A 22,862-nucleotide genomic window follows, 5' to 3' on the forward strand; every position below is an offset into this window, starting at 1 on the left:
ACGGCCCGGTAGTTTAGTTGGTTAGAATGCCGCCCTGTCACGGCGGAGGTCAGGGGTTCAAGTCCCCTTCGGGTCGCCACTTTATTACTTACTTTTAGGTGATATATAAATATGCCTCGGTAGCTCAGTCGGTAGAGCAGGGGACTGAAAATCCCCGTGTCAGTGGTTCGATTCCGCTCTGAGGCACCATTTTTATATAGTTCTTTTTCCAGTTCAACATGCGGGTGTAGCTCAATGGTAGAGCCCTAGCCTTCCAAGCTAGTCACGTGGGTCCGATTCCCATCACCCGCTCCATTAAAAAGATATATGCCGGGGTGGCGGAACTGGCAGACGCACGGGACTTAAAATCCCGCGGATAGAAATATCCGTACCGGTTCGATTCCGGTCCTCGGCACCATCTTTTATTTATAGGCGGCCGTGGCGAAACGGCAGACGCGCTAGCTTCAGGCGCTAGTGAAGGCAACTTCATGGTGGTTCAAATCCACTCGGCCGCACCAATTTTTCTCGCCTTAATTTGTTTATATGCGGTCGTGGCGGAATCGGCAGACGCGCTACTTTGAGGGGGTAGTGACCACAAGTCATATGGGTTCAAGTCCCATCGACCGCACCAGCTTTGTATATTAGCCAAAATCTTTTGATTTTGGTTTTTTTGTATTTAAACCTTATATAAACATACTTTGCAATTTGCAAGCTGTCACACATAAACATTTTCATTCATAGATATCACTCATACAGCAATCGTTTATTTCATTTATTATGGAAATATAAGTACATATGGTGATTATCTCTTTGTTCCCCTTTAGAAGAACGGGGAACAGAGGACCGCGCAGCGGTGATGGGCTGCACATTTGCAATACTGTTCACACTGCAGCTTCAACTTTAGACTATTGTTATACAAGCATTGCAAAATCAACCTTGATATAATAAAATATATACAGTCTGTAATTTAAATTATTCTTTTGGGAGGCTTTTTATTATGAAAAAATGGATATGTTCCGTATGCGGTTGGATTTATGATGAAGAAAAAGGAGATCCCGATTACGACTTGGCACCAGGCGTTCCTTTTGCTGATTTACCAGATGATTTTGTCTGCCCCATCTGCGGTGTAGGTAAAGATCAGTTTGAAGAAGAAGCATAATTTATTAAACTGAATAATACTACTTAAGACACCTAAAGTAAAATATTTGCTTCAGGTGTTTTTTATTATAATTAGACACTTACCATATAACTATCATTTTTTTCGACAACTATGTTATAATATCTTATAGATATTTGTTTAATTATATTATATTCTAACAATTTATTTACTATGTGCAACTAATTGCCAAGGAGGGAATTGCTATGCCTGTAAAGAACTGCATGGAAGCTTTTGTATATGAAGCAATTGAAAATATGCTTGATTCATATCCTGGTATATGCACCTGTGAACAGTGTCAAAAAGATATAGCCGCTTATGCGCTCAACCATCTTCCACCCAAATATATACGGACCAATATTGGTGATATATATACACGGCTTGACCTATATGACAAGTCTCAATATACTCAAATCATGCGGGCAGTAGCTCAGGCAATTGAAGTTGTCAGTAAAAATCCGCACCATCAACCAGGTATCAATATCAACAAATAAAGGTGATAAACTTGCGTATTACCGCAAAAATAAAAAACGAAATGATCAGCCGGCTGGAAAAAATATATCATGATACAAAATCTGCACTCAACTTCAATAATCCTTTTGAACTTTTAGTCGCAGTTATCTTATCAGCCCAATGTACCGATGTACGAGTTAATGTAACTACCGGCCGTCTGTTTAAAAAAGCTGCTACTCCTGAAGCCATATTATCATTAGGATTAGATGGCCTGGAAGAAGAGATACGTGACTGCGGCCTCTTTCGCAATAAGGCAAAAAATATAATGAAAACCTGTCAAAAACTCCACGATGATTACGCTGACCAGGTCCCCAGCGACTATGATGAACTGCTATCTTTGCCCGGTGTGGGACGAAAAACGGCCAACGTTGTCTCCAGCATAGCATTTGGTCGTCCGGCTATTGCCGTTGATACTCATGTATTTCGTGTTTCCAATCGGTTAAAGCTGGCCGTAGGCAACTCACCGGAAGAAGTCGAAAAAAAACTTCAAAAGGCCATTCCTGTAGAAAAATGGTCTGCTGCACACCATTGGCTTATCTGGCATGGTCGAAAAATCTGCAAAGCCCGTCATCCGCTTTGCCAGAAATGCCCGCTTAATGACCTGTGCCCATCAGCGTCACTATTGGAAACTCCAATAGCCTAAAATATTGCATGTTATAATTTAACGAAAGAAAGTGTGATTCAGATAATTTACCGTAATGCCATACTATCCGATATAGAAGTCATTCACCCACTGGTCTATAAATATGCCCAGGAAGGTCTCATGCTGGCCCGTTCACGCAACCAATTGTATGAAACCTTACGTGACATGATTGTTGCCGAAGAAAATGGTGAAATATTAGGTGTTGGCGGTCTGCATATTGTCTGGGATGAAATAGCTGAAGTCAGGACATTAGCCGTTGCCAAGCAGGCTACCAGACGCCACATTGGTTCCGAAATAGTTTCCCGCCTGATAGCCGATGGAAAAAAGCTGGGTGTAAAGAAATTTTTCACCTTAACTTACCAGCCAGAATTTTTTAGCTCATTAGGATTTAAAGAGGTAACGAAGGATGAACTGCCGCAAAAGGTCTGGAAAGAATGTATAGACTGTCCCAAATTTCCCAACTGTGATGAAATTGCTATGATATTATCTGACTAAAAATCAACCGAGCAGCCCATAAGAATTTCACCTTATTCATCAGACCAGAAATTTGCCGCCAGTTTTCCTTTAGATCCCACCTCGCGCTGGAACATCCCTGCCTCCGGCTATGTTCTTCCCACTGCCGGATGGATTCGGACTTTCACCATCACCAGTTAGGAACGTGCGCCACCAGGCGCACCCATAATAAAAAGGTACTATGATCAAAATTCATAGTACCTTTTTTATTATGCCATATGTGCCGCTTGTTCTTTAAGCCGTGCTATCCGGTCAGCCGTAGCCGGATGAGTCGAAAACAAACTGGCAAAAGATATATCCTTACCCGCCAGCGGATTTATTATATACATATGCTCAGTCGCCTGTGATGCCTGCGGCATCGTACGATGATGAGCATAATAATCTATTTTCTCTAGAGCAGAAGCCAATGCCAATGGATCTCCACAGATTTTTCCGCCACCTTTATCAGCAGCATACTCGCGTGAACGGGAAATGGCAAGCTGAATGACTGTAGCAGCCAATGGAGCAACAATTACTGCTACCAACAGTCCAATTATCCCACCACCGTTATCTTCATCATCATTGCTGCGGCCAAAACCGAATATAGCTGCCCATTGAGCCATATTCGCAAGCATGGAAATAGCCCCGGCAAAGGTCGCCGCTATTGAGCTGATGAGAATATCACGATTTTTCACATGGGTTAACTCATGTCCCAGCACACCAGCCAGCTCTTCATATTCAAGTGCTTCCATAATCCCAGTTGTCACGGCCACAGCCGCATGACTGGGATTTCTTCCTGTCGCAAACGCATTAGGAACATCCGTATCGATAATATACACCTTCGGCATCGGTAAGCCGGCTCGCCCTGCCAGATCGGCAACCAGCTTATATAAACTAGGTGCATCTTCAGCACTTACTTCATGCGCCCCTGACATTTTAAGAACAATCGAATCACTAAACCAATAGGAAAAAAAATTCATTCCTACCGCCACTACAAACATTATCAAAGCACCGTGCTGTCCGCCAACAAGCCCGCCCACAGCTATGAGCAGCGCCATCAGCAATGCCATCAACGCAGTTGTTTTAAGCATATTCATAACATATATCCTCCATAAAACCATTATCAACAAATTAAAATCCTGCAGGCAAAACCTTTGTAATCACTAACCTACATGCAGAACAACTTAATCACATCCCCATAATCTTCCTATAACAATTATAACCTATATTAGCAATTATATAAATATAAAACTATATAAGAATAAAACCAGCAGGCAAACAACGCCTGTTGGTTTTATCATTAAAGTATTTCGCTGACTACACACGACCAGCCTTTACCCTTATAAGCGTTGTACCCACGAGAATTAGCGTAGCCATAGATTTTTGAATTGCCCCGGACATCACTTTCGATTTTATATCCATACTTGGCACCACTGATAACCTCCTGTACTGCCGCAATATTTTTTAAATTATTTTTCAACACATTACTGTGATCCTTGGCAGCAATTACCCATCCTTCTGAATTAATCACATAAATCTGCGCTGCTGTACCAATTTTAGCCGAATCAACAATATCATAGATATAATCCCAATTAAATCGCGATGAAAAGTAACCAATTATATCACCGTTATCTTCTAATATAGGTGTAGTATAAGCAACTGTGGGCTTATTTACCGTTGGTGATACATATAACTCCGAGGCAGATATCTTATTTGATTTCTTAGCATCACTAAACCAAACACGCTCATGCATATCCTCACCTATAGAGCTGTCATTCACGGCTGCCGCAACAACTTTGCCTGATAAATCCAATATATATAAATCAAGGTACACTTCGTAAATATTAACAATATTTTTCAAAAAAACACAGCCGGTTTGTATAACAGATGATGTATTATCTCTCAGACAATTTTTAACCGGCTCAAATTTTGCCCACGCCTGTGCATCACAGTTACGCTCAAAAAGATTGCGTTCAATTTTATCCATTATATCATAAGCTACGTCAGCTGTACGAACACCCATTACTTCATTAGCCTTGCTTACGATATTCTTAATTATCTCATCACTTTCCTTAGTCGAAGAAAGACTCCTTGTTGCTAATTTTTTTATTTCTTCAGCAACAACACTGAACCCTTTTCCCGCTTCACCGGCCCTGGCCGCTTCTATTGCCGAATTGAGCGACAGAAGATTGGTCTGTTTGGCAATTCCCTGGATAGATTTATTTACCTCACCCATTTTCTGAGTGGCTTCTTTCAATTCCACCAATAATAACGATGCATCAATTTCCTTATCCTTTTTCATCCAAACTGCCCCTTTTGTAAAATTACCTGAAATGTTAAATATCTTTATACTAATAAAATCATGAGGAAAAGCTTCTCTAGTTATAAGAGTATAAAGGAAAAACACTATTAAATCAATAAAAAATACACTCCAAAAGTAATTTTTGTCAATTTACACAAAAGTCAGCAGTTGATTTTAGTATCAATAACACTGCCTGACATCCCCAAAAATCAATCCAATGACTGAATAAGAACAATACCGGTTATCATGCACAAGATTCCGACCAAAGCACTTCCCTTGAGTTTTACATGGAAAAAAGTCGTATCAATAAAACTGGTCAGCAGCATTCCGGCCGCTCCCCACAAAGCATAAGCAATACTCAGATCCATTGTCCTAATTGCCTGCCCCAGCATAAAAAATGCCGTTACTATACATAATATAGCACTAATTCCATAAATCTTATTTCTAAAACCCGCTGATTTTTTCAGCAGAACATTTGATGCCATATCCAGCAGGACAGCCAGCAATAAAAATATAACTCCGTTATTCATGCTTTTCACCGCCAATCGTGCCTGTCTTTAACAAAAATATCCCTAAAAGTATTGCCGAAAATCCGACCAGTTTAGGCAGCGGCAGTGTTTCTTTAAACATAAGGCAACCGACAGCGGTAATGATCATCAATCCCAGACCTTCCCAAACAGCATATGCTGTACTCATCGGAATTAAAGTTATAGCCTTTGATAAAAGAAAATATGATAATCCAATCATACCAAATATGAAGAAATATCCTTCAATTGATTCACGTCCTCCTAGTATCTTCATCATCGTAGTTCCGGTAACTTCTGCAATGACAGCCAATATAAGTGCATACCATTGCTTCATAATATCTAACTCCTCACATAAGATCCCATTGCCCATCCGATAAAACTATTGTAAGATTTGATATGAGCACAACAGCTATGGACACTTGCCGCATTATCAACCTTTACTTTACATATATATTATATCATGATGTCATATGTATTGACGAACGGGATTAATCAAGGTTACTAAATCCTATCGCCGGCTATTTGCATCCAAGATAATTGGCGGCATTATTTCTCAGTTCTTCATCATTCTCCTTCATTTTCCTTACTTATTCATGTATTTTTTTTACCAATTAATGTTTTCTCAGAATGCATTTTAACATTATTTTTATCTATTTTTTTGTATTATTTACTTTTTTAATTTTATCTTACATCAATTGATTCTGGTTGTATTGCAAGAAAATGTATACTACAATATAATCATAATTTACTGTTGTTTCATTATATTTTCAAATATTCTGTCGCACGTAATCAATTTCATTCATACATATGCCATATACCGTTTTCTTTGTCCGCTCCGGAAAAGGAAGCAGTCAAAATGGGGCTATGAATTAATAGCGTTCGTGCAGCAGTCCTATATTCATGGAGGTGCCATTTTGTTTTCTTACAATAAAGCTTATCTGGCTGCTATAATTTATACATTTATAATCGGTTTTTCCTTTATGTTTGTCAAAATAGCCTTACTGACAGCTGATCCATCAGACATACTGGCACATCGGTTTACTGTTGCCGGTTTAGCTTCAATTATTGTATTTTCCTTTAATAAAACAAAACTTCGCATGCCAAAACAAGACTTCATCAAAATTCTGCCCTTAGCTCTGCTTTATCCGGCTTTATTTTTCTGTTTCCAAGTATTCGGTTTATTCTATACCACATCTGCCCAAGCCGGTATCATTCAAGCCTGCATTCCAATATTGACACTACTTTTGGCAGCATATTTTTTAAAAGAATATGCCAGCAGCAGGGAAAAACTTTTTACTTTTCTGTCAGTCACCGGGGTTATTTATATTTTTGCCATGAGCAGTTTTTCCGGTAAACAGGGAAATTTACTTGGTATCCTGCTGATTTTTTTATCAGCTCTGTCAGCCTCGTGCTATAATGTTCTAGCCCGCAATCTGACAAAAAAATATACTACTTCAACACTGACATATTTTATGACGATATTTGGCATGATCATATTCAATTTTATTGCAATAATTAAACATTTATCCACCCACACCCTGACAGACTATTTTATGCCTTTTACCAACAATAGCTTTTTATTGTCGATTCTCTATCTGGGTGTGCTTTCTTCTTTATTGACAGCCTATCTGTCAAACTATGCTTTATCCAAAATAACAGCTTCTAAAATGAGCCTTTTTTCTAATTTAGCCACTCTCATAACTATATTTGCCGGTATAATTTTCTTAAAAGAAACACTGCAATACTACCACATCATAGGAGCTGTATTTATCCTGGCGGGAATAATCGGAACAAACTGCTCTTCATCCAAGAAGTGATTTTTTCAGACAACTTTGCTTACTAAAAAAACACATTGACCAGCAGTTTTATGACAACTGCCAATCAATGTGTTTTTTATTGCCGATCTCATATTAACTTATGACTAAATTATTTATATTGCATTCTAATCCTGCCCGTCGAATATTCCCAAAATCTGTCCTATTTGCAAATTCACTCCGAGCACATTTACTGTAGGTTCCCCAAATACCCCTAGAAATCTATCTTGTGTATTATGCGCCACAATATCTTTCAATACATCTTCCGTAAGTCCTGTATTTTGCGCCAGTGCGGGAATCTGCACTGCAGCTGCAGCCGGACTGATCTGTGGATCAAGTCCCGAACCGGAAGCTGTCAGCAAATCCGTGGGGATATCTTCTTTGGCAATTGTCGGATTTGCCGCTAAAAAAGTATTCATGTCATTTTCCACTCGTTCTGCCAGTTCAGGATTAGTTGCTGAATAGTTTTTAGACCCAGAGCTCACTCCACTATAAGTACCATCATCTTTTTGTTCCTGAGTATAAGTATTGTAATCAACCGCCGAAGGACGTCCCTTCATAAACCGCGGATCACTAAAATCCTGCCCGACAAACTTTGATCCTACAGCTGTACCATTGACCTTGATTATACTGCCATTGGCCTGCACCGGAAAAATCAGCTGACTCAATCCGGTCAACAACAACGGATATCCCAACCCACACAACAGTAAAAAAAATATTGTCACTAAAAAAGGCCTTTTAAACCCCTTTATTACTTCAAGCATAAATATACCTCCCATTAGCATACATACCACTGTTATATTCCACATCGTCTTAGCACACAAAACTACTCAGGCATCTTTGCTATATCCTGCTTTTTATAAAACATGAATACATTACAGAAAATTTACTATCTGCACTTATCAACCAAAGCATGTTCAAGTATGACCGGCCAAATTGATTAAATTTGAGTCCCACAATGCGAATAATGTTTTTATTTATAAACCAATCATTGACAGTAATGGTGCAATTACCATATCAATTACTTTTATACCAATAAATGGAGCAATTATACCACCCAATCCATAAATCAGCATGTTATGGGAAAGCATTTTTTCCGCACGCTGCGGTTCATATTTTACCCCTTTCATCGCCAGCGGTATCAAGCAGGGAATAATAATCGCATTAAACAGTAGTGCCGACAATATTGCGCTATAAGGTGTAGCCAATGCCATTATATTTATCACTTTCAACTGTGGAATAACGACCATGAACATTGCCGGTATTATAGCAAAATATTTGGCAACATCATTGGCAATGCTAAACGTTGTTAATGAACCGCGCGTAATCAAAAGCTGCTTGCCGATTTCGACAACATCCAGTATTTTTGTCGGATCTGAATCAAGATCCACCATATTGGCAGCTTCCTTGGCTGCCGAAGTACCGCTGTTCATGGCAATGCCTACATCAGCCTGGGCTAAAGCCGGGGCATCATTAGTTCCATCGCCGGTCATTGCTACTACTTTACCTTTGGATTGTTCTTCTTTTATCGCTTTTATCTTATCTTCCGGTTTGCAGGCAGCAATAAAGCTGTCCACACCGGCTTCCTGTGCTATTGTGGCTGCCGTCAGCGGATTATCCCCCGTGCACATTATTGTCTTGATACCAACGGCACGAAGCCGTGCAAAACGTTTCACCAAACCGGGTTTTATTGTGTCTTTCAAATAAATAACACCATAAACCCTATTATCAACACTTACGACCAGCGGTGTTCCGCCTAGTTTGGCCACATCATTCACTTTTTCTTCCAAATCACTTGGTATATTTCCGCCATTTTCCTGTACATAGCGGCAAATGACATCATAAGCCCCCTTGCGTATTTTCCTGCCATCCGGCATATTTACCCCGCTCATCCTGGTCTGTGCAGTAAAGTCAATAAATTCCATATCCGATGAAACTGTTTGTTTCTTACCGCCTAAACCATACCCCAGCGTGATTATAGATTTTCCTTCCGGAGTGTTGTCTGACAAAGAACTGACGACAGCACTGTCTATCAATTCCTGTTGTGGTATATTACCTACAGTAATAAATTTTGCCGCCATCCTGTTACCATAAGTGATTGTTCCTGTCTTATCCAAAATCATCGTATCAACATCGCCGCAGGCTTCAACCGCTTTGCCGGACATCGCAATGACATTAAACCGCGTAACCCTATCCATACCAGCGATGCCGATTGCTGAGAGCAAACCGCCGATCGTTGTTGGTATCAGACAGACAATCAATGCTATCAAGGTAGAAATTTGCAACTGCACGCCACTGTACACGGCCATTGGATAAAGTGAAACGATAACAATTAAAAATATAATTGTAAGACTCACCAATAGTGTATTTAATGCTATCTCATTAGGTGTTTTTTTCCGTGCTGCCCCTTCGACAAGTGCAATCATTTTATCCAGAAAAGATTCCCCTGAATTTGCTGTTATCCTGATTTTCAACCAATCACTGATGACCTCAGTCCCCCCGGTAACTGAGCTGAAATCACCGCCATTTTCTTTTACCACCGGAGCTGATTCCCCGGTAATGGCTGATTCATCGACCGATGCTATACCTTCAATAATCTCACCATCATTAGGAATTATCTCACCGGCTTTGACCAATACTATATCACCTTTTTTTAATTTGCCGGCACTTTCTATTTCGTCTGTGCCATCAGCTTTTATAATACGAGCCTGCATATCTTTCTTAGTATGCTTCAGGCTTTGTGCCTGTGCCTTGCCGCGACCTTCAGCTACGGCTTCCGCGAAATTAGCAAACAATAATGTTACCAGCAAGATTAAACTCACAATGCCATCATATAAACGCAGGTTAGTTCCCTGATCACCAAACAATCCTGGAAAAAAAGTCAATATCAATGTAACAAAAAAACCTATTTCCACTACAAACATCACTGGATTTTTCATCATATAAGACGGATTTAATTTTACAAAAGAATCTTTTACCGCGTTTTTTAATATATCATCTGTGATAAATCTCTGTTTTGTCTTTCTACTCATCAATAGCAACCTCCTCAATTGAATAAGGCCAGATGTTCAGCAACAGGACCCAGTACCATTGCCGGGAAGAATGTCAAGGCCGCAATGATTAAAACTACCATAAACAGCGAAATGGCAAAGGTAGTTGTATCTGTTCGTAAAGTACCGATTGACTCGCTGACTGGCTGTTTCATTATCAATGAACCGACTATTGCCAGCTGGATTATCATTGCCAGATAACGGCCAAAAAACATTGCCAAACCAGTTGTTATATTCCAAAAATATGAGTTATCGGCGAGTCCCTCAAAACCTGAACCATTATTGGCTGCCGAAGATGCATATTCATATACTACTTGTGAAAGTCCATGGTAACCTGGATTGGTTATCCCCGCCAGACCGCCGGTCGTTGAAAGTGCCAGCGCCGCAAAAAACAATATAATAAACGGATGGATAATGATTGCCAATGCAGTGAGTTTCATTTCCCGACCTTCAATTTTTTTACCGAGGTACTCTGGTGTACGTCCAACCATCAGGCCGCAAATAAATACTGCCAAAATAGCATAAACCAGCATATTCATAAGGCCGACGCCTTTACCGCCGAACACGACATTGAGCATCATATTCATCATGGGTACAGCCCCCCCCAATGGTGTCAGCGTATCATGCATATTATCAACGGAACCAGTTGTAAACGCTGTCGTTACAGTTGTAAAAAGTGCCGACTGTGTTACGCCAAAACGATCTTCCTTTCCTTCCATACTGCCCATTGACTGACTCAATCCAATATTTGCTAATATCGGATTTCCCTTACTTTCTGCCGACCAGCATATACCAAGACCAATTATGAATATTGCTGCCATAACTGCAAAAATAGGACGTGCTTCACTGCCGAACCAGACTGCTTTTTCCTTGCCGTCAACAACAGTCTTTTTTCTGCGGCTGCGTACCATATGCCCAAAAGCAATCACACATGACCCCGGCATCAACATCATAGACATCATTTCTATCATATTAGTAAGTACATTAGGATTTTCAAACGGTGCTGATGAATTTGCTCCAAAGAAACCGCCGCCGTTAGTTCCTAAATGCTTGATTATTTCCATTGAAGCAACAGGCCCCATGGCAATATCCTGATAACGTCCTTCGATTGTCTGTACTGTTACATTAGGTGACAGATTCTGCGGTACCCCTTGTGAAACCAGCAACAACCCGACAACAATTGAAATTGGCAGCAATACTCTGGTAGTTATTCTCGTAAAATCAACATAAAAATTACCAAAAGTTTTTGTTTTACCTGCCAATCCACGAATAAAAGCCATTGCTACGGCGAATCCGGTGGCTGCAGAAGTAAACATCATAAAAGTAATCACTGCCATCTGGCTGAAATATGACAATCCTGATTCACCGGCATAGTGCTGGAGATTGGTATTGGTCATAAAACTAATAATTGTATTAAATGATAAAGTCGGCTCCATATTGCCTATTTCATTAGGATTAAAAACAGGCATCACCTGAATACGCAAAATCAAATAACCGACAAACACCATTACCGCATTAGTTGCCAGCATAGCCATTGCATATTGCTTCCAACCCATTTCTTCCTTTTTTATCCCGCACAAACGATAGATAAATTTATCCACCTTATCAAACACCGGATCAGCAAAGGTGTGTTTTCCTTCGGCAATATGATAGAGATATTTTCCCGTTACCATTATGAGGGCTATAAAAACTATTAAAAACAAAACTACTTGTGTCATTATTCCTTTTCCCTCCGTTAAAATTTTTCCGGATTAATTAACGCATATAGCAGATATATTGCCACTGCAATGATTAAAACGCCTATTAACAGCATGACTAATTCCTCCCTACGATCTTTTATTAAGCCGTTCACACCAGTCGGCTAACAACTTAATCAGTAGAAAACCGATTACCAGTACGCCAATCATCAAAAAATCCATCTTCAATTCCTCCTGTATCAACTTAATTCTTGAACATTGTAGCATCTAAATCATTAAGTTGGTGTAAGAGTTTCTTTCAGGAAATTAAGATCGTATTAAGATTAATTATTTTTTTAAACCCCTATTACAATAAAAATGACAATATATTGATCGTGCCGAAATAATTAATATTTATCCTGCGAACTTACACTCCCCGGTAAATTAAAGTATAATTATAACAATAGTAATTTTACGAGGTGAAAAATCTTGGTTGAATTCATAATAGGAACTGCCGGAACCGGTAAAACCAGTCGCTGTCTCAGCGATATCCAACAACAGCTGCAAAAGTTTCCTGAAGGAACCCCTTTATTGATGATCCTGCCGGAACATATGACATTTAAAATAGAACGCCGCCTGGCTATATTAATGAATGATAAAGGTGGTTTTTCCCGGGCTTTTATTTTCGGATTTCGTCGGTTATGCCAAAACATTCTAAACCGCGAGGGCGGAGCCATCACACCGCATATCACTGAAACAGGTAAAAATCTGCTATTGTCACGCATTGTCCTTGAACATAAAGACGAGCTGACTGCTCTTGCCAAAGCTGCCCGGCAGCGCAATTTTACTGTTTCTTTAAATACCATAATCAGTGAACTAAAAACCTATGGCGTATCGGCCTCAGCATTGCAAAAAACGGCTAAAACTCTTACCGATGAAGCCTTGCAGCAAAAATTAAATGATATTTCTATACTCTATGACGCTTTCAACGCAGCCACTGACGGACATTATAATGACTCCGAAGACATGCTTGCGGCAGCAGCACAAAAAATAACTGCCTCCAGCTGGCTAAATAAGTGTGAAATATGGATAGACGGATTCATCTTCTTTAATCCACAGGAACTGGCTATTTTAAAGGCTTTATTTAAAATAGCCAGTACTATCCACGTCACTTTATGTATTGATAGTCTGCAGGATACAGCCAACAGCAGTGAAACCGCCCTTTTTCACCGTCAATATCAAACGTATCAGGAAATACACAGTATATGCCATGAACTTAATCTAAAAACAAAAATTACACTACTCACCGCCACACCTCGTTTCCTGATGCCGGCGCAAAAAGCTATTGCCCGGAACATGTTTTACTTTCCACTGAAAAAAGCTGCCGAAGCTGATGGCATTATTATAGCCGAAGCCGCCAACCGGCGCTTGGAAGCCGAAGCGGCAGCCATTGATATCATTCGTTTATGCCGCGAAGAAAAATTTACTTATAATGATATCGGCATCATCACCCGCGATCCGTCCTATGATTTTTTACTGCAGGCAGTGCTCAATGACTACCAGATTCCTTTTTTTAGTGACAGTAAACGGTTGTTTATTCATCATCCGCTGGCCGAATTACTGCGTTCCTGTCTGGAAGCAGTCCGTACCTGGCAATATGAACCACTAATGAGGTGTTTTAAAACAGATTTCTTTCCGGTAACACGTGATGATGTCGATTCATTAGAAAATTATTGCCTCGAATTTGGTATTCGCGGCAAAAAACAATGGCTGTCGGCTGAAGACTGGCATTATACCCGTCGACCGTTATCCGACAAGCCATTATCCGTTGAAGAAACGGATTATCTTGCCAAAATAGACAATATACGCCGCCGATTAACAGCTTCACTGCAGCTGTTGTCTACCGGATTGAAAAATGCTGCCACAGCGCGGGATATAACGCAAGTGCTTTATCAATTTCTCACTTTGCTCAATGTTCCGGACAAACTTACCCTATGGCAAAAGCAAGCCGAAAATTCCGGTGAGCTTGCACTGGCCGAAGAACAGCAACAAATCTGGTGTGATGTTGTTGAACTTTTTGATGAAATTGTCGAAACCTGCGGTGATGAAGAACTTTCCTTAAAAGAGTATTCTGCCATATTGAATGATGGCTTGGAAAGTCTGCAAATTGCTTTGATACCTCCGGGACTCGATTATGTAACTCTCGCATCCTTTGATCAAAATAGTCTGGAAAATAAAAATGCCATTTATATAATCGGCGCCAATGATGGCATTATGCCCCGTCGTGTAAAAAATGAAGGACTGCTGACCGATTCCGACCGGCTCTATTTATGCCAGTCAGGCATTAACCTGCCGAACGGTACTGGCGCTGACAACTTTTTAGAAACTTTCCTGTTATATAAAGCTTTTACACTTAGCCGCTGCTATCTGTGGGTATCTTACGCATTAGCCGATACTGAGGGCACTGCTCTAAATAAATCTATGCTTATAGATCGTCTTCGCTTTATTCTGCCCCTGAAAAAAAACCAGCTAATCTCTGTCTTACTCGGAAATAACTCCGCCGCCGGTGAAACACAGTATGTAGTAACACCGCGCCGCAGTATTTCCCATCTGACAATGGCACTGCGTCAATATAAGGAAAAAGCCACGCTTGCCGATTTTTGGTTTGACGTCTATAACTGGCTTTTAAACCAGCCGGACTATCAGGCACCGTTATTTACCGCACTGGCAGGCTTATTTACCACCGCACCGGATACATTGCTCCCACCCGGGCTTACTTCGCGCCTTTACACTAAAAACGGTTTTCTCAGCGGCAGTGTCACTCGTTTTGAAGAATTTCACAACTGTCCTTTCAAACATTTCGCCAACTATGCTTTAAAACTGTCTGAACGGCGGGAGTTCAGTTTTGCAGCACCTGATCGCGGTATTCTTCTGCATGAAACTATGCGGACATTCGGAGAATTACTATTACAGCAAAAGCGCCGCTGGAATGAAATAACCAGACAGGAACGCCACGTTCTTTGTCAAAAAATTGTAGCTGAACTTTCCTCCCGTCTGCAAAATAAAATATTACTTAGTACCCGTCAGTATCACCATCTCACTAAAAGGATTGCTCAGACAGCTGAACAAGCTATTAACCGTCTCAGTGAATTTTCCGCTCATAGTGATTTTTCCACCATTGCCTTGGAAAAAGCTTTTGGCGCCGGCAGTATTTCTCTGCCGCCACTCATTTATGACCTGGATAATAATCATAAAATCAGTCTTATTGGTCAAATTGACCGTATTGATGCTGATAGCAGCGGCCGTTACTTTCTCATAATAGATTATAAATCCGGCAATGCTTACATTAACCTGACTGAAGTTTACTACGGTCTCAGATTACAGCTTTTAACCTATCTTCTTGCAGTGCAAAATGGCGCGCAGGACCTGAAACTTGCTGCTGATACCATACCCGCCGGTATCTTGTACTGCTTCTTAAAAAGTACCCTTTTGACCTTCGACCGGCAAGTATCTGACGAACAAATAAAAACCGAGCTGATAAAACGTATGCGTATGCCCGGCTGGGTTCTAATGGATCCGGACGTGATAAAAAAAATTGACGACTCAGCTTCATTTATCAAAGTCCGTTTCAATCGTGATGGCTCGATAAGCAAAATCAGCCGTTCTACCGTGAAAAGCACCGATGAGTTCAATGCTTTGCTGGAATATATGGATAAACTGCTGGTAGACACCGGCAATCGCATCTTATCAGGAGAAAATTCCGTTACCCCTTACAAATTAAAACAAAATGTTGCCTGCACATTTTGTCCTTACATGGCATTATGCCGGTTTGATATAACCGTCCCCGGTTATCATTACAATGAATTGCCTGATCTTGATGATGACACGATAATGCGGCATATCACCAATAAAACTCATTAATTACAATATATGTACTATATATGTACTATCCCATAAAAAAACCTTGATTGAAAAATTTTCAATCAAGGTTTTTTTGCCAATTGCAACAATTATTCCCCGGAATATACATCAACAATAAAATTACTCACCGTGACCGCCTTGCATTTTTTCTTTATTACCGCAGCCCTCGATGCAAGATTAGTCAATGTTATTCCTGCTTTTTTATTAATGCGGATCACCGCCAGTGAAACTGTCATCAATGGATATCTTTGCATATTTTCTTTTCTGTCGTGCGCCATAATGTATTTATTTGCCTGGTCTTCCGGTGAATAAAATTTCTTTGTTTTACAATCAAAACTATCTATTATCATCTGACATACTGTCGTAATCTTATCAACCGAAATAATTGCTATAAAATCATCACCACCAATATGTCCCAAAAAAAACTTGTCAGCATACTTACAAAGTGTTTCATTAAGTAATTTTGCGGCAGCGACCAGTACTTTGTCACCAGCTTCAAAACCATAGCTGTCGTTATATGCCTTAAAATTATCTATATCAACATAGATAACACCAAACGGCATATCTTTTTTTAAACAGTGTATTAAATTCCATTCTATAGCATCATTTCCTGGTAAACCTGTTAACGGACTGGCGTGCCGGGCACTATTCAATTTAACTTTAGTAGTAATTTCGAGTAACTTTTTTATCGTAACAGTCCCATAATATTTACCGTCTCTTACTACGATTATCGAATCATACATGTACCGTGCCTGTCTGTTCAATGCCTTCTGCGCAACTTCCTCTATTGAAGTTTCATAATCTACCACCAAAGGATTTTTATCCATAATTAATCTAATTGGTCTGTTGCAGTAAAGCGACATTCCATATGCAGTAGCTAATTGCTGATAAAAAATATTGTGGTTCAATATTCCTACCGGAACAGTCTCATCAACAATGATTACATCCAGCGGTTCCTTCAGGGACTTAAGATACTCCAAAATAATATAACCCGGTGTATCAGAGCTAAACGTATCTTGCCTGATAATTATTTTCCCAATAGTTATATTAAGCAGAGTATTCATACTAATAATTTCCTTATTCTCATATGCTTTTTTTATCTGCCCTACGACACAATCACTTATTTCTTCCAGTCTCGGTTTTGGTTTAGCAAGGAAAAAACCCTGTCCATAATCAATTCCCAATTCTATTAAAAGTTCCAGTTCCTCTTTTCTTTCAATACCTTCAGCTATTATTTTAATATTCGCCGCATGAGCAAAATCGACCAGTGCCTTCACTACCGATCTTTGAACATAATTTTTGTCGATATTACTTATCAAGCCAATATCAAGCTTGATAAATTGCGGTGATATCTGCACCAACAGGTTAAGTCCGCTGTACCCTGCGCCAAAGTCATCTATTGCTATTTGATAATTTTGACATTGATAATTTTTCAAAACCGAACGAAATATTTCATAATCATCTACCGCAGTTTTTTCACTTATTTCAAAAACAATATTCTTAGTATTTAAATTACATTGTTTTAAAAATCTGGCTGTTGTTCCCTGATGAAAATTATTGTCATACAAAATTTTCGCATCAACATTCAAAAACAATTCTCTGTCGTTAATACTCTTTTCAGCGTGGCTGATTGCCATACTGCGGCAAAGATAATCAAGCTGCCACAAACATTTTTCCATCTTGGCAGCGGCGAACAACTTATCCGGATGGTACAGACTGCTGCCTTCCGGGCCACGGCTAAGCGCCTCATAAGCAAAAATCATTCCTGTCCTTAAGTTAACAATCGGCTGGTATACTGGTGTAATAAGCTTGTTACATAAAATTTTCTTAAGCTCCCTGCCTTCATCCAATAATAATCCTTCTCTCCCTATCAACTGATTCGATTTTACCAGATTATTATTATACCTTTATTAACAAATTGTAAATTATCCGCTAAAATAATGCTGCAATTTCATATTTGCTGCTATAGAGAAAATGAATCTACAATATGTTTAAATGCCAAATAAAAACAGACTGAAATTACTGAAAAATAAACAGCCAAATTCATATAACCTGTAACTGAACTCACACTCTATCAAAAAATGGTGATTTTCCCTTAGCCGCAAGTGGAATACCGATGACTTGACGGGCTGTTCCGCCCAGAAATTTCAGATTCATACCGGCTCGACCCGCCGAAAACATTACTCTGTTATCAATCCTGTTATCCGCCGCTACAGACACTGCCGAACCGATTGCAATTCCCAGATCCATCGGATCATATGCGCATAAAGCCCCATTTGACAGTGCTTCCTGACAATTTTTAAAGTTACAGTATCCACAAGCTTCATTGAGTCCCCGTACACTAAGCCTGACTCCCAGCAATACAACAGCAGCACTGCTGCGTATGCATTTGGCATCACGCAGGAAAAATGCCAAGTTATTCTCTTTACCGATTCGTTCCATTTCAGCCGCCATGCGGTCTTTTTCTTCTGCCGTGATTATGCAGGTCAGTATATGATCCGTACCTCTCGTTTTTGGTGCAGTGCGGGCAGCTGTACACATCTTTTCGGCAACAGCCAAAATGACTTTTTCTTCTGCTTCATTTCCCATGATAAGCATTATATTCTCTCCCCCATTACAGATAAATAAACATCGGATAAATATTAAACCCGATGTTTTTTCTATATATTGCCTCTTTATATTAATTACCCAGTTAATGCCTTTATTATACTTTATTTACCTGCGCAATGCAAAATCAATTGACCTACTATTAAGCAGAAAAAAAGTCCCCTACAGCAAAAAACAAATAAATTTGCCATAAGGGAACCAATTCACCAGAATAACTCATAATATCATCAAAACTATAAAATTTACAATTGACTCAATAGCTTTTGTACTGCCGGCAAATAACTATTCCAATCAAAATTGAACACTTCGCCGGTTTTACGTACTTTCACCTCAATTATATTTTCCTTAACAGCCTTAGGCCCTATCGTGATTCTCACCGGATAACCGATTAAATCAGCATCCTTGAATTTTACACCGGCCCGTTCTTTTCTGTCATCCAAAAGGACATCTATTCCGGATTTTTCCATTGCGGTATAAATTTCTTCCGCCAATTCCATCTGGACACTATCTTTTGCATTTATTGCTACTATAACAGCTTCATAAGGTGCTATCGCCCTCGGCCAAATAATGCCGTCAGCATCATGATACTGCTCTATTGCAGCAGCCATCGTCCGACTGACTCCAATACCGTAGCATCCCATAACAAATGGCTTTTCCCTGCCGTTTTCATTAAGGAAAGTTGCCCGCAAAGAACCTGAATATTTTATTCCCAGCTTAAATACCTGTCCGATTTCGATACCACGTGTCAGCTGCACCGGAGCTCCGCAATGCGGACAGGGATCCCCATCCTTTATCTGGCGGATATCCTTTACCAGAACATCGCCAAAATCACGCTGCGGATTAACGTTTATATAATGCTGTCCTTCCTCATTGGCACCACAGCAGGCATTTTTCATATTCATTACACTTTGGTCAATTACAATAACCGTATCCTTCTTAAGCCCTATAGGCCCGGTGAATCCCGGCACACCACCAAGTGCTATAATAGATGCTTCTTCAGCCATATGCAGTTCTACTGCACCTACAGCATTTTGCAGCTTTACATCGTTTACATCATGGTCACCACGGATGAAAGCAAAAATCACTCTGTCCTTTTCATCCTGGAACATTACTGCTTTAATGCTCTTTTCAATCGACAGATGCAGATATTCTATAACCGCTTCTATAGTCTTTGTACCTGGTGTGGCAACTTTTTTCAATTTCTGTTCAGTTTCATCACCGGATTTAATAGCTGACAGTTCAGCTTTTTCAACATTTGCCGCATAATCGCATTTTGTACAGACAGCTATCTGTGATTCACCCGTCTTGGCCAAAGCCGTGAACTCATGAGTATTGCTGCCACCGATGGCACCACTGTCGGCTTCCACCGGCCTGAATACCAGCCCACAGCGGCTGAATATCTTAGTATAAGCATCATACATTTTCTTATATGATACATCAAGCCCGGCTTCATCTTTATCAAAAGAATACAAATCCTTCATAATAAACTCACGGCCGCGCATGAGACCAAAACGAGGACGTATTTCGTCACGATATTTATTTTGTATCTGATAAAGCAGCAACGGCAGCTGTTTATAAGAACGCACTTCATTGCGTACCAAATCAGTAATTATCTCTTCATGCGTCGGGCCAAGGCAAAATTCGCGGCCATGCCGGTCATTTAACTTGAACATTTCTTCACCGAACACATCCCAGCGGCCCGATTCTTTCCAGAGCTCTGCCGGCTGCATAATCGGCATGGCAATTTCCTGCCCACCGGCCGCATCCATTTCTTCACGGATTATCCGTTCAATTTTACGTAAAGTCCGCCAAGCCAGCGGTAAATACGTATAAATGCCGCCAGCCGCTTTTCTTATAAAACCGGCTCTGAGCATCAGCTTGTGACTCGGTATTTCGGCTTCTGCCGGTACCTCTCTCAATGTAGGGGCGTAAAGATTAGATGCACGCAATTAAAAAAACTCCTCTTTTGATAATTTACGGTCCGCATATTATAGGATTCGATCAATTTCTTTAAACAGCTCTTCTACTAAATCGGCCTCCGGTACTTTCCGAATTATTTGGCCTTTGCAAAACAGCAAGCCTTCACCCTTGCCGCCGGCAATACCCAAATCGGCATCGCGGGCTTCCCCAGGACCATTTACCACACAACCCATAATAGCAACTTTTATTGGTGCCTTTACATCAGCCAGTTTCTTTTCGACTTTATCAGCTATCGCCTGTAAATCAATATTACAACGACCGCAGGTCGGACAAGACACCAAAGTTGGTCCATATTCTCTCAAATCCAGTGACTTTAAAATTTCATTAGCCACTTTTACTTCATTTACAGGATCACCGGTCAATGAAATCCGAAAAGTATCACCGATACCTTCCGCAAGCAATGCGCCGATACCGACTGCCGACTTGATAATTCCCGTATGTACAGTTCCCGCTTCAGTTATACCAAGGTGCAGTGGATAGTCAGCCGTCTCACTCATTAAGTGATAAGCAGCAAGTGTCAATGGAACATCATGTGCCTTCAAAGATATCTTAATATCATGAAAATCCATGTTTTCCAATATCCGCACATGCTGCATAGCACTTTCAACCATTGCCTCCGGCGTCACCTGACCATATTTTTCCATTATCTTTTTATCAAGTGAACCGGCATTCACTCCGATACGTATAGGGATATCTTTCTTTTTAGCTGCAGTCACAACTTTGCGCACTCTGTCAGCATCACCAATATTACCGGGATTTATCCGCAGCGCATCAATGCCGCGTTCAATTGCCGTCAATGCCAACCGATAATCAAAATGAATATCGGCCACCAAAGGCATATTAGTATTTTCTTTTATATTACTTATATTTTCTGCTGCCGTCATGTCCGGTATTGCCATACGCACAATATCACAGCCGGCTGCCGCCAATTCGTTTATTTGATTTATGGTTGCCTCAGTATCCTCAGTCTTTGTATTAGTCATCGACTGCACAGAAATGGGTGCTCCGCCGCCAATCTTAACCTTACCGATATGAATTTGTCGGGTAGGCCTTCTCTTTATCATTATTACGCGTTTTCCCCCCACTCATTCAGATATCTTGAATACATCACAAAACAACTTTAAGGTACACAAACATGCTAAAGATTTTAACCAAATAACCGAGTAAAATCCTGTGCTGTTGCAAAGAACATCAGCATTAGCAGTAATGCCAGACCTACAAACTGTGATTTACGCATTAAATCCGGACTGAGAGGTTTGCCCCGCAGAGCTTCTACCACCAAAGTAAAGAAATGTCCGCCATCAAGCGCCGGAACCGGCAACAAATTGATTATTCCCAGGTTGATACTCAGCAAAATCATAATATTAAGCACTGATTGAACTCCCAATTCAGCTGCCTGACCAATTATCGTGGCTACACCAATCGGTCCGGCCAAATCAGCATGAACAGTTCCCATAACCATTCCGCCGATAGCCGCAATCATTGCATAAGTGATATATACGACCTGCTTGCCGGCCATCACCACTGCATCAGGAAAGCTTATCGGTGTATGCCTTGTTGCCGCCATTACTCCGACCATGGCTTGTTTGGCTGTTTTATCATATTCCGGTATCACACTGGCCGAATGTTCTTCTCCATTACGCAGATAGTCCATTTGCAACACTTGTCCATCAGAATTCTTTACTTTTTCGGCAAAATCTTCCCATGTTGCAACTTTCTCACCATTTATTGCCACGATCACGTCACCCGTCTTCAAACCCGCTTGTGCCGCCGGTTTTTGTGACACGACACTGCCAAGTTCCGCCTGCGTTACCGGTGTTTGTATACCTGATGTGACAAGAATTCCAAAAATCAATACATAAGCCAAAAATATATTCATCGCCCCACCGGCGACAATGACAATCATTCTTTGCCATACCGGTTTTGCCCAGTAAGCACGGTCACCGGCCTCTTTATCATCCTGCTCCATACCGGCTATTTTATTAAAGCCGCCTAACGGTATACTCCTTATGGAATAGACTGTTTCCCCCCGCTTAAAACTGCACAGCTTAGGGCCAAAACCTATGGCAAATTCATCTACCCGCATACCGGTAAGTTTAGCCGTAATAAAATGTCCCAGTTCATGAACAAGAACCAATACGCCGAACACTACCACCACGGCAACTACCATTGTTATACTAAACATAAGTATCCTCCATCATA

The 22,862-nt window shown here is 40.5% G+C and carries 19 protein-coding genes and 6 tRNA genes; 12 read left to right on the forward strand and 13 right to left on the reverse strand.

Annotation, left to right across the window (positions count from 1 at the left end):
• Positions 1-2: 2 nt before the first annotated feature.
• The 10 genes from F8M42_RS08685 (at position 3) to F8M42_RS08730 (ending at position 2,786) form a co-directional block, all read left to right on the forward strand.
• A tRNA-Asp gene (locus tag F8M42_RS08685) sits at positions 3-79 on the forward strand.
• 34 nt (positions 80-113) lie between these two features.
• Positions 114-189, forward strand: a tRNA-Phe gene (locus tag F8M42_RS08690).
• 31 nt (positions 190-220) lie between these two features.
• Positions 221-294: transfer RNA gene (locus F8M42_RS08695), tRNA-Gly, on the forward strand.
• Between the two features lie 14 nt (positions 295-308).
• Positions 309-397: transfer RNA gene (locus tag F8M42_RS08700), tRNA-Leu, on the forward strand.
• 14 nt (positions 398-411) lie between these two features.
• Positions 412-497: transfer RNA gene (locus tag F8M42_RS08705), tRNA-Leu, on the forward strand.
• Between the two features lie 27 nt (positions 498-524).
• A tRNA-Leu gene (locus tag F8M42_RS08710) sits at positions 525-610 on the forward strand.
• Positions 611-976: 366 nt separating this feature from the next.
• The gene (gene rd, locus F8M42_RS08715; protein ID WP_182186017.1) at positions 977-1,138 is read left to right on the forward strand and encodes a rubredoxin; all 162 of its coding nucleotides are present in this window, start codon (positions 977-979) and stop codon (positions 1,136-1,138) included.
• 203 nt (positions 1,139-1,341) lie between these two features.
• Entirely contained in the window at positions 1,342-1,629 is a 288-nt protein-coding gene (locus F8M42_RS08720) for a late competence development ComFB family protein (RefSeq protein WP_182186019.1), read from the forward strand.
• A gap of 11 nt (positions 1,630-1,640) precedes the next feature.
• Entirely contained in the window at positions 1,641-2,291 is a 651-nt protein-coding gene (gene nth / locus F8M42_RS08725) for an endonuclease III (protein ID WP_182186021.1), read from the forward strand.
• 42 nt (positions 2,292-2,333) lie between these two features.
• Positions 2,334-2,786 (forward strand): N-acetyltransferase, encoded by a 453-nt coding sequence (locus tag F8M42_RS08730; protein ID WP_182188696.1) that lies wholly within the window; start codon positions 2,334-2,336, stop codon positions 2,784-2,786.
• Between the two features lie 227 nt (positions 2,787-3,013).
• Here the strand turns inward: F8M42_RS08730 and htpX are convergent, their stop codons facing one another.
• From htpX to F8M42_RS08750, 4 genes are all read right to left on the reverse strand, one after another.
• Complete coding sequence (gene htpX / locus F8M42_RS08735) at positions 3,014-3,880, reverse strand: zinc metalloprotease HtpX (RefSeq protein ID WP_182186022.1); 867 nt, start codon at positions 3,878-3,880, stop codon at positions 3,014-3,016.
• A 203-nt stretch (positions 3,881-4,083) separates the two neighbouring features.
• Entirely contained in the window at positions 4,084-5,085 is a 1,002-nt protein-coding gene (locus tag F8M42_RS08740; RefSeq protein WP_182186024.1) for a methyl-accepting chemotaxis protein, read from the reverse strand.
• A gap of 209 nt (positions 5,086-5,294) precedes the next feature.
• Positions 5,295-5,615, reverse strand: coding sequence for an SMR family transporter (locus F8M42_RS08745; RefSeq protein ID WP_182186026.1), 321 nt, complete (start codon positions 5,613-5,615; stop codon positions 5,295-5,297).
• On the reverse strand, positions 5,608-5,946 hold the full coding sequence (locus F8M42_RS08750) for a DMT family transporter (RefSeq protein ID WP_182186028.1): 339 nt from the start codon (positions 5,944-5,946) through the stop codon (positions 5,608-5,610). Before F8M42_RS08750 ends, F8M42_RS08745 begins: the two co-directional genes overlap by 8 nt.
• A 580-nt stretch (positions 5,947-6,526) precedes the next feature.
• Here F8M42_RS08750 and F8M42_RS08755 point away from each other — a divergent pair.
• Positions 6,527-7,429: a DMT family transporter gene (locus F8M42_RS08755; RefSeq protein ID WP_182186030.1), complete on the forward strand. Its 903-nt coding sequence runs from the start codon at positions 6,527-6,529 to the stop codon at positions 7,427-7,429.
• 125 nt (positions 7,430-7,554) lie between these two features.
• Here the strand turns inward: F8M42_RS08755 and F8M42_RS08760 are convergent, their stop codons facing one another.
• From F8M42_RS08760 to kdpF, 4 genes are all read right to left on the reverse strand, one after another.
• The gene (locus F8M42_RS08760) at positions 7,555-8,190 is read right to left on the reverse strand and encodes a K(+)-transporting ATPase subunit C (RefSeq protein ID WP_182186032.1); all 636 of its coding nucleotides are present in this window, start codon (positions 8,188-8,190) and stop codon (positions 7,555-7,557) included.
• A gap of 213 nt (positions 8,191-8,403) precedes the next feature.
• On the reverse strand, positions 8,404-10,458 hold the full coding sequence (gene kdpB, locus F8M42_RS08765; RefSeq protein WP_182186034.1) for a potassium-transporting ATPase subunit KdpB: 2,055 nt from the start codon (positions 10,456-10,458) through the stop codon (positions 8,404-8,406).
• A 14-nt stretch (positions 10,459-10,472) separates the two neighbouring features.
• Positions 10,473-12,194: a potassium-transporting ATPase subunit KdpA gene (gene kdpA, locus F8M42_RS08770; protein ID WP_182186035.1), complete on the reverse strand. Its 1,722-nt coding sequence runs from the start codon at positions 12,192-12,194 to the stop codon at positions 10,473-10,475.
• A 17-nt stretch (positions 12,195-12,211) separates the two neighbouring features.
• Complete coding sequence (gene kdpF, locus F8M42_RS13860) at positions 12,212-12,289, reverse strand: K(+)-transporting ATPase subunit F (protein ID WP_182188697.1); 78 nt, start codon at positions 12,287-12,289, stop codon at positions 12,212-12,214.
• 352 nt (positions 12,290-12,641) lie between these two features.
• On the opposite strand from kdpF, the gene addB reads away from it, so the two are divergent.
• Positions 12,642-16,073, forward strand: coding sequence for a helicase-exonuclease AddAB subunit AddB (gene addB, locus F8M42_RS08780; protein ID WP_229711314.1), 3,432 nt, complete (start codon positions 12,642-12,644; stop codon positions 16,071-16,073).
• Between the two features lie 89 nt (positions 16,074-16,162).
• Here addB and F8M42_RS08785 read toward each other — a convergent pair whose 3' ends face one another.
• The 5 genes from F8M42_RS08785 to rseP all read right to left on the reverse strand — a co-directional run bounded on the left by F8M42_RS08785 (position 16,163) and on the right by rseP (position 22,845).
• Complete coding sequence (locus F8M42_RS08785; protein ID WP_182186037.1) at positions 16,163-17,923, reverse strand: GGDEF domain-containing protein; 1,761 nt, start codon at positions 17,921-17,923, stop codon at positions 16,163-16,165.
• 214 nt (positions 17,924-18,137) lie between these two features.
• Entirely contained in the window at positions 18,138-18,671 is a 534-nt protein-coding gene (locus F8M42_RS08790; protein ID WP_182186039.1) for a ferredoxin domain-containing protein, read from the reverse strand.
• A gap of 251 nt (positions 18,672-18,922) precedes the next feature.
• The gene (locus F8M42_RS08795) at positions 18,923-20,629 is read right to left on the reverse strand and encodes a proline--tRNA ligase (protein WP_182186040.1); all 1,707 of its coding nucleotides are present in this window, start codon (positions 20,627-20,629) and stop codon (positions 18,923-18,925) included.
• A gap of 39 nt (positions 20,630-20,668) precedes the next feature.
• On the reverse strand, positions 20,669-21,724 hold the full coding sequence (gene ispG / locus F8M42_RS08800) for a flavodoxin-dependent (E)-4-hydroxy-3-methylbut-2-enyl-diphosphate synthase (RefSeq protein ID WP_182186042.1): 1,056 nt from the start codon (positions 21,722-21,724) through the stop codon (positions 20,669-20,671).
• Positions 21,725-21,807: 83 nt separating this feature from the next.
• Positions 21,808-22,845, reverse strand: coding sequence for an RIP metalloprotease RseP (gene rseP, locus F8M42_RS08805; RefSeq protein ID WP_229711315.1), 1,038 nt, complete (start codon positions 22,843-22,845; stop codon positions 21,808-21,810).
• Between the last annotated feature and the right edge of the window lie 17 nt (positions 22,846-22,862).

The sequence above is a fragment of the Pectinatus frisingensis genome, assembly GCF_014076555.1.
GTDB classification, from domain to species: Bacteria; Bacillota; Negativicutes; order Selenomonadales; family Selenomonadaceae; genus Pectinatus; species Pectinatus frisingensis.

Bases quoted from the DNA above. Each gene is read 5' to 3' on its own strand.
- rd (WP_182186017.1), top strand. From the start codon at position 977: ATGAAAAAATGGATATGTTCCGTATGCGGTTGGATTTATGATGAAGAA.
- F8M42_RS08720 (WP_182186019.1), top strand. From the start codon at position 1,342: ATGCCTGTAAAGAACTGCATGGAAGCTTTTGTATATGAAGCAATTGAA.
- htpX (WP_182186022.1), bottom strand. From the start codon at position 3,880: ATGAATATGCTTAAAACAACTGCGTTGATGGCATTGCTGATGGCGCTG.
- F8M42_RS08740 (WP_182186024.1), bottom strand. From the start codon at position 5,085: ATGAAAAAGGATAAGGAAATTGATGCATCGTTATTATTGGTGGAATTG.
- F8M42_RS08745 (WP_182186026.1), bottom strand. From the start codon at position 5,615: ATGAATAACGGAGTTATATTTTTATTGCTGGCTGTCCTGCTGGATATG.
- F8M42_RS08750 (WP_182186028.1), bottom strand. From the start codon at position 5,946: ATGAAGCAATGGTATGCACTTATATTGGCTGTCATTGCAGAAGTTACC.
- F8M42_RS08760 (WP_182186032.1), bottom strand. From the start codon at position 8,190: ATGCTTGAAGTAATAAAGGGGTTTAAAAGGCCTTTTTTAGTGACAATA.
- kdpB (WP_182186034.1), bottom strand. From the start codon at position 10,458: ATGAGTAGAAAGACAAAACAGAGATTTATCACAGATGATATATTAAAA.
- kdpA (WP_182186035.1), bottom strand. From the start codon at position 12,194: ATGACACAAGTAGTTTTGTTTTTAATAGTTTTTATAGCCCTCATAATG.
- kdpF (WP_182188697.1), bottom strand. From the start codon at position 12,289: ATGCTGTTAATAGGCGTTTTAATCATTGCAGTGGCAATATATCTGCTA.
- F8M42_RS08790 (WP_182186039.1), bottom strand. From the start codon at position 18,671: ATGCTTATCATGGGAAATGAAGCAGAAGAAAAAGTCATTTTGGCTGTT.
- ispG (WP_182186042.1), bottom strand. From the start codon at position 21,724: ATGATAAAGAGAAGGCCTACCCGACAAATTCATATCGGTAAGGTTAAG.
- rseP (WP_229711315.1), bottom strand. From the start codon at position 22,845: ATGTTTAGTATAACAATGGTAGTTGCCGTGGTGGTAGTGTTCGGCGTA.